The organism is Pedobacter sp. N36a (assembly GCF_014472395.1).
Classification (GTDB): domain Bacteria; phylum Bacteroidota; class Bacteroidia; order Sphingobacteriales; family Sphingobacteriaceae; genus Pedobacter.
In genome coordinates this window covers 153982-168429 of record NZ_JACSZW010000007.1, presented here as the reverse complement: position 1 = coordinate 168429, position 14448 = coordinate 153982, and the positions used below count along the sequence as shown (strand labels likewise).

Annotated in this window: 15 protein-coding genes; 6 read left to right on the top strand and 9 right to left on the bottom strand. The window is 42.2% G+C overall.

The annotated features are described in order from the left end of the window. Nucleotides 1–24 precede the first annotated feature (24 nt). The 3 genes from H9X96_RS15340 to H9X96_RS15330 all read right to left on the bottom strand — a co-directional run bounded on the left by H9X96_RS15340 (nucleotide 25) and on the right by H9X96_RS15330 (nucleotide 1886). On the bottom strand, nucleotides 25–837 hold the full coding sequence (locus H9X96_RS15340; protein WP_187667140.1) for a hypothetical protein: 813 nt from the start codon (nucleotides 835–837) through the stop codon (nucleotides 25–27). Nucleotides 838–846: 9 nt separating this feature from the next. Further along, nucleotides 847–1383 carry a heavy-metal-associated domain-containing protein gene (locus tag H9X96_RS15335; protein ID WP_187667139.1) on the bottom strand — a complete coding sequence of 179 codons (537 nt, stop codon included), beginning with the start codon at nucleotides 1381–1383 and terminating at the stop codon, nucleotides 847–849. Nucleotides 1384–1487: 104 nt separating this feature from the next. After that, the gene (locus H9X96_RS15330) at nucleotides 1488–1886 is read right to left on the bottom strand and encodes a hypothetical protein (RefSeq protein ID WP_187667138.1); all 399 of its coding nucleotides are present in this window, start codon (nucleotides 1884–1886) and stop codon (nucleotides 1488–1490) included. 94 nt (nucleotides 1887–1980) lie between these two features. Here H9X96_RS15330 and H9X96_RS15325 point away from each other — a divergent pair, with 94 nt between their 5' ends. The 4 genes from H9X96_RS15325 (at nucleotide 1981) to H9X96_RS15310 (ending at nucleotide 5856) form a co-directional block, all read left to right on the top strand. After that, complete coding sequence (locus H9X96_RS15325; RefSeq protein ID WP_187667137.1) at nucleotides 1981–2700, top strand: peptidylprolyl isomerase; 720 nt, start codon at nucleotides 1981–1983, stop codon at nucleotides 2698–2700. Between the two features lie 119 nt (nucleotides 2701–2819). Beyond that, complete coding sequence (locus tag H9X96_RS15320) at nucleotides 2820–3590, top strand: exodeoxyribonuclease III (protein ID WP_187667136.1); 771 nt, start codon at nucleotides 2820–2822, stop codon at nucleotides 3588–3590. Between the two features lie 11 nt (nucleotides 3591–3601). Further along, nucleotides 3602–4846 carry an imidazolonepropionase gene (gene hutI / locus H9X96_RS15315; RefSeq protein ID WP_187667135.1) on the top strand — a complete coding sequence of 415 codons (1245 nt, stop codon included), beginning with the start codon at nucleotides 3602–3604 and terminating at the stop codon, nucleotides 4844–4846. After that, nucleotides 4846–5856, top strand: a complete 1011-nt coding sequence (locus H9X96_RS15310) for a formimidoylglutamase (protein ID WP_187667134.1) — start codon at nucleotides 4846–4848, stop codon at nucleotides 5854–5856. The genes hutI and H9X96_RS15310 overlap by 1 nt, the downstream gene beginning before the upstream one ends. Before the next feature lie 5 nt (nucleotides 5857–5861). On the opposite strand, the gene H9X96_RS15305 is transcribed toward H9X96_RS15310, so the two are convergent. The 6 genes from H9X96_RS15305 to H9X96_RS15280 form a co-directional block, all read right to left on the bottom strand. Further along, entirely contained in the window at nucleotides 5862–6452 is a 591-nt protein-coding gene (locus H9X96_RS15305; RefSeq protein WP_255431135.1) for a 5-formyltetrahydrofolate cyclo-ligase, read from the bottom strand. Nucleotides 6453–6824: 372 nt separating this feature from the next. Next, the gene (locus H9X96_RS15300) at nucleotides 6825–7439 is read right to left on the bottom strand and encodes an ABC transporter ATP-binding protein (protein WP_187667133.1); all 615 of its coding nucleotides are present in this window, start codon (nucleotides 7437–7439) and stop codon (nucleotides 6825–6827) included. 9 nt (nucleotides 7440–7448) lie between these two features. Further along, nucleotides 7449–8234, bottom strand: coding sequence for an acyl-ACP--UDP-N-acetylglucosamine O-acyltransferase (gene lpxA, locus H9X96_RS15295; RefSeq protein ID WP_187667132.1), 786 nt, complete (start codon nucleotides 8232–8234; stop codon nucleotides 7449–7451). Then, on the bottom strand, nucleotides 8231–9643 hold the full coding sequence (locus tag H9X96_RS15290) for a bifunctional UDP-3-O-[3-hydroxymyristoyl] N-acetylglucosamine deacetylase/3-hydroxyacyl-ACP dehydratase (RefSeq protein ID WP_187667131.1): 1413 nt from the start codon (nucleotides 9641–9643) through the stop codon (nucleotides 8231–8233). Before H9X96_RS15290 ends, lpxA begins: the two co-directional genes overlap by 4 nt. Further along, on the bottom strand, nucleotides 9643–10716 hold the full coding sequence (gene lpxD / locus H9X96_RS15285) for a UDP-3-O-(3-hydroxymyristoyl)glucosamine N-acyltransferase (RefSeq protein WP_187667130.1): 1074 nt from the start codon (nucleotides 10714–10716) through the stop codon (nucleotides 9643–9645). Before lpxD ends, H9X96_RS15290 begins: the two co-directional genes overlap by 1 nt. A gap of 105 nt (nucleotides 10717–10821) precedes the next feature. Continuing rightward, nucleotides 10822–12045: an HD domain-containing protein gene (locus tag H9X96_RS15280; protein WP_187667129.1), complete on the bottom strand. Its 1224-nt coding sequence runs from the start codon at nucleotides 12043–12045 to the stop codon at nucleotides 10822–10824. Between the two features lie 106 nt (nucleotides 12046–12151). Between H9X96_RS15280 and H9X96_RS15275 the strand changes: the two genes are divergently transcribed. Both H9X96_RS15275 and tsaE read left to right on the top strand, forming a co-directional pair. Further along, on the top strand, nucleotides 12152–13708 hold the full coding sequence (locus H9X96_RS15275; protein ID WP_062546370.1) for a bifunctional response regulator/alkaline phosphatase family protein: 1557 nt from the start codon (nucleotides 12152–12154) through the stop codon (nucleotides 13706–13708). Between the two features lie 300 nt (nucleotides 13709–14008). Continuing rightward, complete coding sequence (tsaE, locus tag H9X96_RS15270) at nucleotides 14009–14425, top strand: tRNA (adenosine(37)-N6)-threonylcarbamoyltransferase complex ATPase subunit type 1 TsaE (RefSeq protein ID WP_187667128.1); 417 nt, start codon at nucleotides 14009–14011, stop codon at nucleotides 14423–14425. Nucleotides 14426–14448 lie beyond the last annotated feature (23 nt).

The window sequence follows — 14448 nt, the reverse complement described above, 5'->3', positions numbered from 1 at the left end:
ATGATAAGAAATACCTACAACAGCTTATTTTAGCACATTGTAAAAGTTGAACTCTGCTCTAACCATATACATGTTTTTGTTGTAGCGGTTGGCCACATTTCCTGCAACTTGAAACCTATACCCCAAATCTATCCGCGTCCTACTATTGATGATCATCTGAACTGCTGGCGCAAAATCGACATAAGACCTTCCGTTTTCAGGGTTGGTTTTCCCCAAAACCTCAAAATAAAGGTTAAAATTTGGCTGATTGTAGTTCTTATACACAAATGGAAGCATCAGGTAACCCGACGAAAAGCTGTATCCCAGCATCTGATTCGGCTGAGGCATCCCCAGCTGCTGTTTACGCTCGCGCTCAAAAGACTTGGTATAGCTTAAAGTAGTCGATAAAGCCAATTTATGCAGCAATTGTGTAAACACCAATCCCCCCTGGATCCCTGAATTATCACCTTCCAGACTAATGTCTTCGGAAAAAGTAGGCCTGCTGCTGGTACTGATTCTACCAAATGCAGCCGCGCGGAAATGCCGCTTCATCTCATCTATGGAAAGAAACCTGTATTTCGCATATAAACTAGCCCCTTCCACCTTGTAACTGCCATCCATATTGGATAAAAAGCCTTGCGCATGCACCATCAGGTTCTTATTGAAGCCCAGCATTAACTCTGGAGTGGTCCTAATCGAGAAGTCAGGACTAACCCTACCCTCATGAGTCAACCTAAATCCAACTGATTTTGCCGGCATATTACTGGCAGGTTCAGTGAATACGTATAATTCCTGCGCCTGAGCACTGGCACCTATCGCAATTGCGATGGGTGCCAGTAAAAATTTTAGAAATCTCATGCCTTACAATTAGATGCTTAGGTGATAAATACGTGTCTTTTTACCATTTACCAGACCTTCGCCATTGGCATAAGTATCAGATTTCAGCTGTGCGGCTTTTTTCTTGAATTCGGAACCAGAGATAAAGTTTTTGTCGACAACCGTTGCCCTTAACGGCCCATTTAAGGTTTGATTTTTCTGATTTAAAAACTGATAAACATTGCTTCCGGCAGTAGCCAGTCCTTTGTCATCCACTTTGGTATTGTTAAAATTGAAAACGGCGGTCAGGTTGCCTACAGAGAATCCTGCAGCTTCTACTTTTTTCCTGATCTGGTCGATATTTACCGCTTTATCCTTCTTAAAAGTAATGGCAAACAGGTTTTTATTCAAATCAGGCTCAATTGCATCTACAAAATCTAAAGTTCTCAAAGATTTTTCAGTAGCCTGAGAACACATCGAGCAGGTTAAACCGGTTACCTGTAACTCAGCAGTAGTAATTTGTTGTGCAGATGCTTTACCTGCGATGAAAACGATAGAAAGTATGATTAGATTTTTGATAGTATTCATGTGGATATAATTTATATGTTAATAATGAACTCGTTGACAGCGAAATACGAACGCGTCAAAGTCCTCACCGCATTTTGCCGCAAGGAAAATAAATTATTCCTGATCTAATTTCTGAATACGCAGTTGAAAGCGTGAAGGGAGAGAATGGAGGAGAGCGGCGGTGCCTTGTTTTCTACTCTGCTGAATAGTGTAGGCAGCAATTGTCTGAAAACTTCTGAAATCATTGGACTAAAGAACATTTCCAGGCTAAAATCCATTGGAACCTTGACTTTCGACCCTACCTGATGGCTGTCTTTAATCTTCGCTTCAATCGATTTATCCTTACAGCAATCGCCAGAAAGCTGCTTCTTTTCCGATGCTTTACAGGCAGTGCAGCTGGCCGTTTCTATCCAGCGAACTTCGGAAAGCTTACCCCCACAAAAGTGCATATTCAATGCAAATCCGATCATGGTGATCAGGTAAAATGCACATAGGCCCAGTGTAAGTTTTTGTCGCAGCTTCATCTTTTAACAAAACTAGTCATAATTGTGAGAGAAAACGACTGCCTCTTTTAATAAAGCAGATTTACCTTAACTTAGCCCTAAATTTGACTAAATAATGAAGAAATTCTGTGTACTTATCTTGTGTTTGTGCTTCAGCGCTACCTTTGCTGCAAAGCCAAAACACCAATATGTAAGGCTAAAAACCGACCAGGGAGAATGTATCATCATGCTCCACAATGAAACCCCACTGCACCGAGATAACTTTCTGAAATTGACGAAGAAAGGCGTTTACAACAACACCTTATTCCACAGGGTGATCAAGAGTTTCATGATTCAGGGCGGCGATCCGAGTACTAAAAATGCGAAGCTCGGACAGCGGCTTGGAGAAGGAAGCGTAGGTTATACCGTTCCTGCGGAATTCCGCGATAGCCTGTTTCATAAAAAAGGCGTATTAGCAGCTGCTCGAGATGACAATCCAGAGAAAGCATCCAGCGGCAGTCAGTTTTACCTGGTTCAGGGCCGCAAGTTTACGGAGGAGGAATTGGACATGACAGAAACCAACAGGTTAAAAGCAAAAATCCCTGCATATCAGCGCGAAGTTTATAAAACGATTGGCGGCGTACCACACCTGGACCGCAATTATACCGTCTATGGAGAAGTGGTGAGCGGAATCGACCTGATTGACCAAGTGGCTGGTGTGGAGACCGACAAAAATGACCGCCCAAGAGTAGATGTCAGAATGACGATTACCGTTTTGAAACGCCGGGAGGCAAAAAAACTGGAGAAAGAAATGAAACGTCAGGAAGAATTAATGACCGGCAATTCGGCTGATTAAGCTCCCCCTTTAAGCGCTTCCTCAAAAAAACACCTCGCAATCATTTTAGCGCAAAAAATAAATATCACCTGCGAAGGGGAATAAATCCCTTTTAAAGACATTATAACACAACAATACGGATGAAAATCATTTCTTACAACGTCAACGGCATACGTTCTGCCACTACAAAAAATTTCATCGGCTGGTTACAGTCTACCGATGCAGACATGGTTTGCTTGCAGGAAGTTAAAGCATTGCCCATCCAGATTCCGGAAATCCTGACTTTAATCGAGCAACTGGGCTACCACCATTACTGGTTTCCGGCAGAAAAAAAAGGATACAGTGGCGTGGCCATTTTAACCAAAACCAAACCTAATCATGTAGCGTACGGCTGTGGAGAAGAATGGATCGACAAAGAAGGACGTATGCTACGTGCAGATTTCGACACTTTCTCTTTAATGAGTGTGTATCTGCCGTCTGGCTCCAGTGGAGACGACAGACAGGTTAAAAAGTATGAATTCATGCGCTTTTTTGACCACTATATCGGAGAACTGAAGAAGGAGCACCCTAATCTGATCATTTCCGGAGATTACAACATCTGTCATACTGCGATCGATATCCATAATCCGAAATCTAACGCAAATTCCTCAGGATTTTTACCGGAAGAAAGAAAGTGGATGGAAATGTTCCTGACAAATGGCTTTATCGACACTTTCAGGCATTTCAACAAGGATCCGCATCATTATACCTGGTGGAGTTTCAGAGCGGGTTCCAGAGGAAAGAACCTAGGTTGGCGCATCGATTACCATTTGGCCAGTAACCCAATGTTGGAAAGACTGAAAAACGTGACTATTTTAGCAGATGCCGTACACTCAGATCATTGTCCGGTGATGTTAGAACTAACCACTTAAGCGTTATCACTATGGCTTCATTACTCCTCACCCACATCGGAACCCTCGTTGGCTTACACCCTAAAGGAATCATGATGCTCAGGGGCGCCGAAATGGCACAGCTTCCAGTTTTGGAAAATGCCTGGCTCCTGTGCGAAGAGGGGCTGATCAGTGACTTTGGAACCATGGATGCGCTCCCTTTGCAATTGCCCAATGAATTGGAAACACGATCTGCGGAAGGTGGCTATGTGCTGCCTTCCTGGTGTGATTCCCATTCTCATATCGTTTTTGCCGCCCCCAGGGAGGAGGAATTCGTGATGAAAATTGCAGGGAAAAGCTACGAGGAAATTGCTGCTGCCGGAGGCGGTATTCTAAATTCCGCAGCAAAAATGCAGCTGGCTACGGAAGAGGATCTTTTTGAAGCCGCTGCTATCCGCTTAAACGACATGATCCGACAAGGTACCGGTGCCCTTGAAGTTAAAAGCGGCTATGGCCTATCGCTAGCCAGTGAACTGAAAATGCTCCGGGTCATCCGCCGACTAAAAGATAGCTTTCCCATTCCGATAAAAGCCAGTTTTTTAGCCGCGCATGCCTTCCCGATTGCTTATAAAAATAACCACCAGGGTTATATTTCCCTGATTATAGACCAAATGCTGCCACAAATTGCAGAAGAAGGTCTGGCAGATTATATGGACGTATTTTGTGAACAGGGATTCTTCTCCCTGGAGGAGACCGATCAATTGCTGACTGCAGCTGCTCCATATGGCCTCAAGCCAAAAATCCATGCAAACCAACTTTCCATATCGGGAGGCGTACAAATCGGCCTAAAACACCAGGCCGTTTCTGTAGACCATCTGGAAGCCACCGATGAAGCGGCAATTGCTTCCCTGGCCTCAGGAAACACGATGGCCACCTTATTGCCATCCTGCTCTTTTTACCTGGGTATTCCTTTTGCAAATGCACGTGCTTTAATACAATCCAACGTCCCTGTGGCACTTGCCAGCGACTATAATCCAGGATCTACCCCTTCTGGCAACATGAATTTTGTGCTGTCTTTAGGCTGCATCAAATTGAAAATGCTGCCTGAAGAAGCGATAAATGCCTGTACTTTAAACGGAGCGGCTGCAATGGAACTGAGCGCCCTTACTGGGAGCATTACGAAAGGAAAAAAAGCCAATCTGATCCTCACCAGACCACTCTCCTCCCTGGCTTTCCTGCCTTACAGTTTTGGGCAATTGCAGATAAAAACGATCATCCTTAACGGTAAAATCTACTAATGGAAGCCTTAAAAACATACGATAAAGCGAACATTTCAGCGCTGGTCAATTCAAGGGAAGGCGAAACCAAAATTGGTGAACAGGTACTCCCATTTTCTGGCTGGGAGCAGTTAAAAGACAGTCCGGCTCATTTTGTGCTATTGGGCATTCCAGAAGACATCGGTATTCGTGCCAATCATGGTATTGCAGGTGCCGCTACCGCCTGGATACCTGCTTTAAAAGCCTTATTAAACACACAAAGCACTCTTTTTTTATCCGGAAATGAGTTAATGGTGCTTGGGCATTTCGAATTCCCAGATCCAGAAAATACCCATTCGAAAAACATCAGGCTGGAGAATACCCGACTAGAAAACGCAGTTGCCGAAATTGATGAACAGGTTTATCCAGTCATTCAAAAGATCATCGCTGCGGGAAAAACACCCATCATCATCGGTGGAGGCCATAACAATGCTTATCCGATTCTTAAAGGATGCGCGCTAGGCTTAAAAAAAACGATGGATGTGCTGAACATAGACGCCCATGCTGATCTTCGTCCTGCAAAGGGCAGGCATAGCGGAAATGGCTTCAGTTACGCACTAAAACATGGATTTCTACGGCGTTATTCGATTTTCGGCCTGCATCAGAACTATAACAGCAGCAGTATTTTAACTGAAATTTCCCAAAACCCAAATATAAATGCGGTATTTTTTGATGATTTGTTAGCAGCTGACCACAGTTACCTGATGGAACTGCATCCCTTGCTTTCTGTTTTAACCAATCCTACGGGACTGGAAATAGACCTCGATTGTATAGAAAATGTCCTCTCCAGCGCATTTACGCCCTCAGGATTCCAGCTTAACGACATCCGGAAGATCATCCTTCAAACGAAGAAGAAATTCGCTTATATGCACGTTTGTGAAGCTGCGGCAAAAATGAGCGACGGCAGGGAAAGCAGCGCTACAGCAAAAACCATTGCCTATCTGGTGACTGATTTTATAAAAGCACAGCTCGTTGCTACTGGAAGCAGGTAAATAACTCAGGAAATCGGAAAAACGTAAGTCTTATCCGGCGTAATACAGCGATCAAGCTGCACATCCTGCGCGTTGACATTGTCAATTTCAACCAATTCATCCAACAGCGAAAGACCGATTTTTTCCGTCTTTATTCCCTGCAAAAACCTATCGTAGAATCCTTTTCCATACCCTACACGGTATCCATTTCGATCAAACGCAATCAAAGGCACAATTACCATCTGAATTTCTCCATGATGAATTTTCGCCTTTGCGGGTTCCAAAATCTGATAAGCATTCATTTCCAGATCCTCCATGCCTTCGAAATAGTGATGTGTCATTAATGAAGTTTCAAAATCCGCTCTTGGTACCACTATCCTCATCTCCGGATGGTGTATTTTCAGCCAATCGATGATTAAAAAAGTATCCGGTTCATTCTGAGACTTAATGGGCAGGAAAATGTGAAGGGTTTTAACCTTAGACAGGTCGAGCTGTTTGAACTGTTCCAGTAGTTTCTTCGTAAGTTCTTGAACACATTCAGGAGAAAGCCCCTTTCTCATGGGCAAAATTCGTTTTCTGATGCTTGCTTTATCCATATTTCTTCTTGCTGATTCCAAACATTCCTCAGCCGGATTTTCAGCAGCTCAAGATACAAAAAAAGGGGAAATGAAGGGTGTGGTGCCCCGGATGGAGAAAAAACCTGGTAAAAAAAGATGGCTTCGGGAACCACTCCGAAGCCACAATCAACCTAAACCTAAAACTAAACTATGAAAATTCTTATTTTATTATCTTTATATATTTCCCCTGTTTTCACAGGTTCGTATTTTGTCATTTTATCCGAAATATTACTGAACCTCCGGCCCTTATTTCGTTCTGCAAAGGTAAATACTATTTTTGAATCTCACAATAGTATTTTAAAAAAATATTTATTTACCCGTTTTTCTTCGTTTAAACGCGTTTCAAGGGCGAAAAAAAATGAAAACATGACATTATTTATAGTCAGTTACCTGGAGGTAATGCGCACAAAATGAATACTCGACCTCCTGATTTGACCCTACTATGACTAATCTTTCGTCGGTAAAATCGGCGACTAAGCGCAGATACCAGTCTACCCCCTGTTGATCCAGGTTAGAGGTCGGTTCATCTAAAAGCAAAATCGGTGTGCTGGTACAAAAGGCTAAAGCGAGTTTGGTACGCTGTTTCATTCCCGAAGAGAAGTATTTTAAAGCCTTATCCTGCGACTTCGCCAGTCCCAGCAGCTCCAACACCCCTTCTTTGGTCATGTTCTTGTATAGCCCTTTAAATTTGAAATGGAAATCTATCGTTTCTTCGAGCGTAAACTCCTCGATTAAATCGAGGTATGGTGCGGCGAAGCTGAGGTACTGATAGATATTTTCGACGGGAACAATTTTCTCCTTCTGATAGCTGATTAAGCCTTCAGAAGGAGATAAATTACCGAGAATCATGCTCAATAAGGTCGACTTTCCCGAACCATTTGGCCCGAGGATCGCATAAGTACCAGGGGCTTTGAATTCATAACTGAGGTTACGAAAAATCCACTCCTGGTTGAACCTTCTTCCGGCCTTATCTAAACTGATTTTCATCAATAAGTATTAGCTACCAGAACCAAAGCCCTTCATCACCCCTCTATTCGAGTTTCTGATGAATTCTAAGATCTCGTCTCTGATTTCTGTAGGTGCGAATTCTGCTTCAATCATGTCCAATGCTTTACTTACATTGTTATGTTTCACAAATAATACGCGGTAAATTTCCTGAATTTCATTGATTTGTTCCGAAGAAAAACCTCTTCTTCTCAAACCAACAGAGTTGATTCCTGCATAAGAAAGTGGCTCACGAGCTGCTTTCACATAAGGAGGAACATCTTTTCTCACCAATGAACCACCGGTTACAAAAGCATGAGAACCAACTTTTACAAACTGGTGGATGGCTACCAAACCCGCAAGAACGACATAATCACCGATGGTGATGTGACCTGCAAGTGTGGTGCTGTTAGAGAAAATACAGTGATTACCTACCTCACAATCGTGGGCAATGTGAGAATACGCCTGAATCAAGCAGTTGCTGCCGATCACCGTTTTCCATTTATCTTTTGTACCTCTATTGATGGTTACGCACTCTCTGATCGTGGTATTATCGCCAATTTCTGCAGTCGTTACTTCTCCTGCAAATTTCAGATCCTGAGGCACTCCAGAGATCACTGATCCTGGAAACACCCGACAATTTTTACCAATTCTAGCGCCATCCATGATGACCACATTTGACCCGATCCAGGTACCTTCCCCAATTTCTACATCCTTGTGTATCACTGCAAAAGGCTCAATTACTACATTATCGGCAATTTTTGCCTGCGGATGTATATACGCTAAGGGTTGTATCATGATACGGTTTCGCTTTCTTTTACTTTAACAATTTGGGCCATCATCTCTGCTTCCACCACAACTTTACCACCTACCATGCCGACACCTTTCATCTGAGCGATGCCTCTTCTGATGGGCTCCATTAAGTCACACCTGAACACGATCGTATCGCCAGGTAATACCTGAGCTCTAAAACGTACATTGTCAATTTTCAAAAACAAAGTCAGGTAATTTCTTGGGTCTTCAACAGTACTTAATACTAAAATACCACCGGTCTGCGCCATTGCTTCGATCTGGATTACGCCCGGAAATACCGGTGCTCCTGGGAAGTGTCCTTTAAAGAACTCTTCGTTCATCGTTACATTCTTAACACCAACTACATGTGTTTTAGACAATTCCAAAATCTTATCGATAAACAGGAATGGCTGTCTGTGGGGCAGAATATCCATAATCTGAACCACATCATATAGTGGTTTTACAGATGGATCATAGATATGCTGTACTTTTTTATTTTTCTCTTTTTTAATGGCTGCCTTGATTTTCTTAGCAAAAGCCACATTAGCCGCATGTCCAGGACGAGCAGCCATAATATGACCTTTTAAGTGAACCCCTACCAAGGCAAGGTCACCGATCATATCTAACAATTTATGTCTTGCTGGCTCATTTTGGTACCGCAATTCCATATTATTTAAAATGCCTTGAGGAGCCACTTCTATCGCGCTTCTGTTGAAGATTTTCGCCAGGTGGTCTAACTCTTCTTTAGTCACTTCTTTATCAACGATCACGATGGCATTGTTCAAATCTCCACCTTTAATCAGGTTGTTTTGAAGCTGGTATTCCAATTCGTGAAGGAAACAGAAGGTTCTGCAGGAAGCAATTTCTTTCTTAAATTCTGCAATGCTGGAAATTCCGGCATGCTGACTGCCCAAAACCGGAGAGTTATAGTCGATCATACAAGTGAACCTGTAATCATCTAATGGCATCGCCACAATTTCAACTTTTCTATCTGGCTCTGTATAGGTAATGTTATGCGGAATCGTGAAATACTCACGATCTACGCTTTGTAATTGGGCACCTACACTTTCCAGTGCCTCCAGGAACATAATCGCGCTGCCATCCATGATTGGTGTTTCCGGGCCGTCTAACTTAATCAATACGTTATCCAGGTCCATTCCCACCAACGAAGCCATTACATGCTCTACTGTACTGATACTGGCACCGTTTTGAGAAATTGTAGTTCCTCTTGCAGTGTCCGTAACATTGTCACAATCAGCATCCACAATCGGACTACCCGGTAAATCGGTTCTTTGAAATTTAAATCCGTGATTTTCTGGTGCCGGACAAAAAGTAAGCGTCACATTTGCTCCGGTATGCAAGCCTACGCCCGATACAGAAACTTCGCCTTTTATGGTTTTTTGCTTCACATTCATTATTTTGCTATTGTGCTGTTTTGTTCAATTAATGCTTTGAGTTCTGAAATAGTATTTTCTAATGCCCCGATACGCTTTTCAACGCTTGGCAGTTGTTTAAAGATCACTGAAGCCCTCATCCAGTCTCTTAAAGGCTGTGCAGGGCTACCATGCCATTGTTTAAATTCGGTGGTGATATTGAAGTTGATTCCTGCCTGAGCGCCAATCTGAGTCCCTTTTGCAAGGCTCAGGTGACCGGCAATACCAACTTGTCCGCCAATAACCGAATTCTCACCGATTTTTGTACTGCCGGAAATTCCGGTTTGTGCAGCCACTACAGTATGTGCGCCTACATCTACATTGTGTGCGATTTGGATCAAATTATCAAGTTTCACTCCTTTTCTAATGAAAGTAGAGCCCATTGTTGCCCGATCTATCGTCGTATTCGCACCAATCTCAACATCGTCCTCAATCACCACATTTCCAATTTGTGCAATCTTCGAATACGTACCATCCGGTTGCGGCGCGAAGCCGAAACCATCACTGCCAATTACGGTATTTGCGTGGATAACGATGTGATCCCCGAGTACAGAACGGTTGTATATTTTTACGCCAGGAAAAATCTGACAATTGTTTCCAATTCGGGTATCTGCACCTACAAATACCTGCGCCTGGATCTTAGTATCATCACCAATCACCACATTTTCACTGATATAACTGAAAGCTGCAATGAATACATTCTTGCCAATTTTTGCAGAAGGGTGGATGAAACACGGCTGCTCAATACCTGATTGCGCATTCATCTGGTTGATCACTTCATTGTATTTCTCCAGTAAAACTGAAAACGCACTGTAAGGATCAGCCACTTTAATTAAGGTACTTTCTATAGGCTGAGACGGAAAAAAATCATTCCCTACGATGACAACTGAAGCCTTCGTGGAGTATAAATAATTTTCATATTTAGGATTAGACAAAAAACATAAAGACCCAGCAGTACCATTTTCTATCTTAGAAAGTTCTGTTACCTTAGCATTTTCATCGCCTTCAATGGTGCCATCTATAAATTCGCTTATCTGCTTGGCAGTAAATTGCATCGTACAAAGTTAAGTGTTAAATTGATATGAACAAATAAACCTATTTAGGTTATCTCTGCACAATCTAAAAACGGGATTAAAAATTAATTATTTTGTTAAAAAATGCTAAATCATTCTGGGATAGCATAGTATATGTTTGGTTACGGTTTTATCTAAAGATTCTAAATTAGATAAATCTGATGCTTTTGCAATGTCAATAATGGTATTATTTTTCATCAAAATATTGATATTCCCACTTCCTGCGTTGTAGGCGCGGTTTTCTATCTGATCTGTAAAAACGAAATAACCCACTTCCTGAGTGCTGAGCTTTAGGCTTTCGGCGATTTTTTCTTTCAGTTTTTGAACGCGCTCGGGATCTGGTGCTTCCGAACTGATCTCTACTTTATAGAGGTTGCGGCTGATAAACATCGTACATAACTGCGATAAAATCGGATCATGATGATCTCTCCAAACCTTGACTGAGGTAAAAATATCCTGGTCGTCCAGCTTAGAAAAGGCCTGCAGGTGAACTTCATTCTGAAAGAATTCTTCTTTATTGACATCATTTTTCAGGAAATGCTGCAATGATGGCGTAGCAAAAAGCATTTCGCCTCTGCCGGAAAGCTCCTTGGCACGTTCCAGTATTCTAACCAGCAAATATTCACCGGCGACTACTGTTTTATGAAGGTATACCTGCCAATACATCAGTCTGCGGGCAATCAGGAAGTTTTCAATGGAGTAAATTCCTTTCTCTTCGATCACCAATTCACCATCCAATACGTTGAACATCTTGATGATGCGGTCGAAACTGATCACTCCTTCGCTTACACCAGTAAAAAAACTGTCGCGGTTGAGGTAATCCATGCGGTCCAGGTCCAATTGACCGGAAACCAGCTGCGGCAGGAATTTTTTGGGATAATCACCTTTGAAGATATTGATAGCCATAGTGAGTCGGCCTCCAAACTCTACATTCAACTTTTCCATGATCAGCATAGAAATGGATTCATGGTGAATTCCGTTCACCAGGGTATGTTCCAGCGCATGAGAAAAAGGCCCATGTCCGATGTCATGCAAAAGAATGGCAATTGTGGCCGCTTCTTCCTCTTCTCTACTGATGGCCTGACCTTTACTTTTCAGGATTTCTAAAGCGAGGCTCATTAAATGCATTGCGCCCAGCGCATGATGAAACCTGGTGTGCAGGGCTCCCGGGTAGACCAAATGGGTCATCCCCAATTGCTTGATATACCGCAACCGCTGAAAGTATGGGTGTGAGATCAAGTCAAACACGATTTCAGAGGGGATATTTATGAAGCCATAGACCGGGTCATTTATGATTTTCTTTTTGTTCAATCCTTACAAATAAAATTATACGGTACAAAAATTGCTATTTTTATCCATACTAAGAAAGAGAAATACTTTTTTGAAGGATTTAATTTTATTTTATATAAGTACAGCAATGCAGGAAACCAAAATTTTATGGGCCGACGATGAGATCAACTTATTAAAACCACATATACTATTATTAAACGAAAAAGGATACCATGTGACTACTTTCACCAACGGCAACGATGCACTAGAAGCCTTTGGTAAAGAGCATTTTGATCTGGTATTTTTGGATGAAAATATGCCGGGATTAACCGGATTGGAAACCCTTACTGCCATCAAGAACATCAGAAATGATGTGCCGGTGGTATTGATCACCAAAAGTGAAGAAGAAAACTTAATGGAAGACGCGATTGGTTCTAAAATCGACGACTATCTAATTAAGCCAGTGAACCCAAAACAAGTATTATTGACCATTAAAAAGATCATTGACAATAAGCGTTTGGTCAGCGAAAAGACATCAATGGCCTACCAGCAGGATTTCCGCCGACTAGGAATGACCCTGAACGACAGGCTGAGTTATGAAGAATGGGTAGATGTCTATAAAAAACTGGTTTTCTGGGAATTGGAGCTTGAAAAGCTCGATGATCCACAGATGCATGAGATCCTGACCATGCAAAAATCAGAAGCCAATGCACAGTTTTCGAAATTCATCGAAGACCATTATCTGGGTTGGGTAAACGGCAAAGAAAAAGCGCCTTTATTATCAAATGAGCTCTTGAAAAGAAAAGCTTTTCCACTCATAACTGATAGCAATGTGCCTGTGTTTTTCATCCTGATTGACAATTTACGTTATGACCAGTGGAAAATCATCAATCCATTAATTACGGAGCATTTCCGCCTGGAAGAAGAAGATACGTATTCCAGTATTCTGCCAACGGCCACACAATATGCGAGAAACTCGATATTTTCTGGACTGATGCCTTTAGAAATGGAGAAACGCTTCCCTAAATTATGGCAGAATGACGACGATGAGGGTGGAAAAAACTTACATGAAAGCACTTTCTTAACGGAAAATATCAAAAGAACGCTGCGTAAAGATTACAAACACAGCTATCATAAAATTCTGACCTATGACGACGGGAAGGCTTTGAATGAGCAAGTGAATAACCTGCTTCAAAATGACTTTAATGCCATCGTATACAACTTTGTGGACATGCTTTCTCATGCCCGTACCGACATGCAGATGATTCGTGAGCTGGCCAATGATGATGCCGCTTACCGTTCGCTTACTCTTTCCTGGTTTGAGCACTCTCCTTTGATGGAACTCCTGAAAAAGATTGCCCAGAAAAAAGTGAAACTGGTGATCACTACCGATCACGGAACGATTCGTGTAAAACATGCCAGCAAAGTGATTGGAGATAGAAATACCAATACCAACCTGCGCTACAAACAAGGCAGGAATTTGAATTACAATGCCAAGGAGGTATTTTTAATTAAGAATCCGCATGAAGCACAGCTGCCTAAGATCAACATCAGCTCTAACTATATTTTTGCGAAAGAAGACCGCTATTTTGTCTATCAGAACAACTATAATCAGTTTGTAAATTACTATAACGAGACCTTCCAGCATGGTGGAATCTCTCTGGAAGAAATGATCATTCCCGTAGCAACTTACAGTTCAAAATAAAAACGGGGAAGTAGTCGGGAAGTGTTCGGGAAGAGACCTGCCTTATAATAGGGTTCGGAGGGGGTTCGCGTAGGGTTCGCGTAGGGTTGCTTAGTCTCTGCTATCCAAACCCTAACCGAACCCCCTCCTACAGCTAAAGAACATCAGGTCTCTTCCCGACTACTATACGAACTTCAGCGCCACTGGTTATCGACACCTAGATTTACCTTATAATTTCCCTAAGCTTCTAAAAATTCTTAGTTTTGGATGTAAGGGATTTCGCTGCGAAGGAAGTAGACCTGATCGATAAAAAACATTAAAATGAATATTGAGGTTAAAAATTTAGCCGGCCTGGACGAGGCAGCACAGAAAGTATTAGAATTTGCTCAAAATGAGCGTTTTTTCATCTTTGAAGGAGATATGGGTGCCGGAAAAACGACTTTCATCAAAGCACTGACGAAAGCATTGGGGGTCACTGACGTCGTGTCCAGTCCTACTTTTTCTATTGTTAATGAATATGAAGGAAAAGACGTTATCATTTATCATTTCGATTTTTACAGACTCAAAAACCTTCAGGAGGCTTATGATATTGGTTACGAGGAATACTTTTATTCGGAGCATATCTGCCTGATCGAATGGCCGGAAAAAGTGGAGGAACTACTCCCTGAACATTACGTTAAAATCGAAATCACCGCACCGGGAGAAACGGAAAGATTACTGTCAATTTCCAAAATTTAAATTGTAAATACACTTATTTTCAG

Bases quoted from the DNA above. Each gene is read 5' to 3' on its own strand.
- H9X96_RS15340 (WP_187667140.1), bottom strand. From the start codon at position 837: ATGAGATTTCTAAAATTTTTACTGGCACCCATCGCAATTGCGATAGGT.
- H9X96_RS15335 (WP_187667139.1), bottom strand. From the start codon at position 1,383: ATGAATACTATCAAAAATCTAATCATACTTTCTATCGTTTTCATCGCA.
- H9X96_RS15330 (WP_187667138.1), bottom strand. From the start codon at position 1,886: ATGAAGCTGCGACAAAAACTTACACTGGGCCTATGTGCATTTTACCTG.
- H9X96_RS15325 (WP_187667137.1), top strand. From the start codon at position 1,981: ATGAAGAAATTCTGTGTACTTATCTTGTGTTTGTGCTTCAGCGCTACC.
- H9X96_RS15320 (WP_187667136.1), top strand. From the start codon at position 2,820: ATGAAAATCATTTCTTACAACGTCAACGGCATACGTTCTGCCACTACA.
- hutI (WP_187667135.1), top strand. From the start codon at position 3,602: ATGGCTTCATTACTCCTCACCCACATCGGAACCCTCGTTGGCTTACAC.
- H9X96_RS15310 (WP_187667134.1), top strand. From the start codon at position 4,846: ATGGAAGCCTTAAAAACATACGATAAAGCGAACATTTCAGCGCTGGTC.
- H9X96_RS15300 (WP_187667133.1), bottom strand. From the start codon at position 7,439: ATGAAAATCAGTTTAGATAAGGCCGGAAGAAGGTTCAACCAGGAGTGG.
- lpxA (WP_187667132.1), bottom strand. From the start codon at position 8,234: ATGATACAACCCTTAGCGTATATACATCCGCAGGCAAAAATTGCCGAT.
- H9X96_RS15290 (WP_187667131.1), bottom strand. From the start codon at position 9,643: ATGAATGTGAAGCAAAAAACCATAAAAGGCGAAGTTTCTGTATCGGGC.
- lpxD (WP_187667130.1), bottom strand. From the start codon at position 10,716: ATGCAATTTACTGCCAAGCAGATAAGCGAATTTATAGATGGCACCATT.
- H9X96_RS15275 (WP_062546370.1), top strand. From the start codon at position 12,152: ATGCAGGAAACCAAAATTTTATGGGCCGACGATGAGATCAACTTATTA.
- tsaE (WP_187667128.1), top strand. From the start codon at position 14,009: ATGAATATTGAGGTTAAAAATTTAGCCGGCCTGGACGAGGCAGCACAG.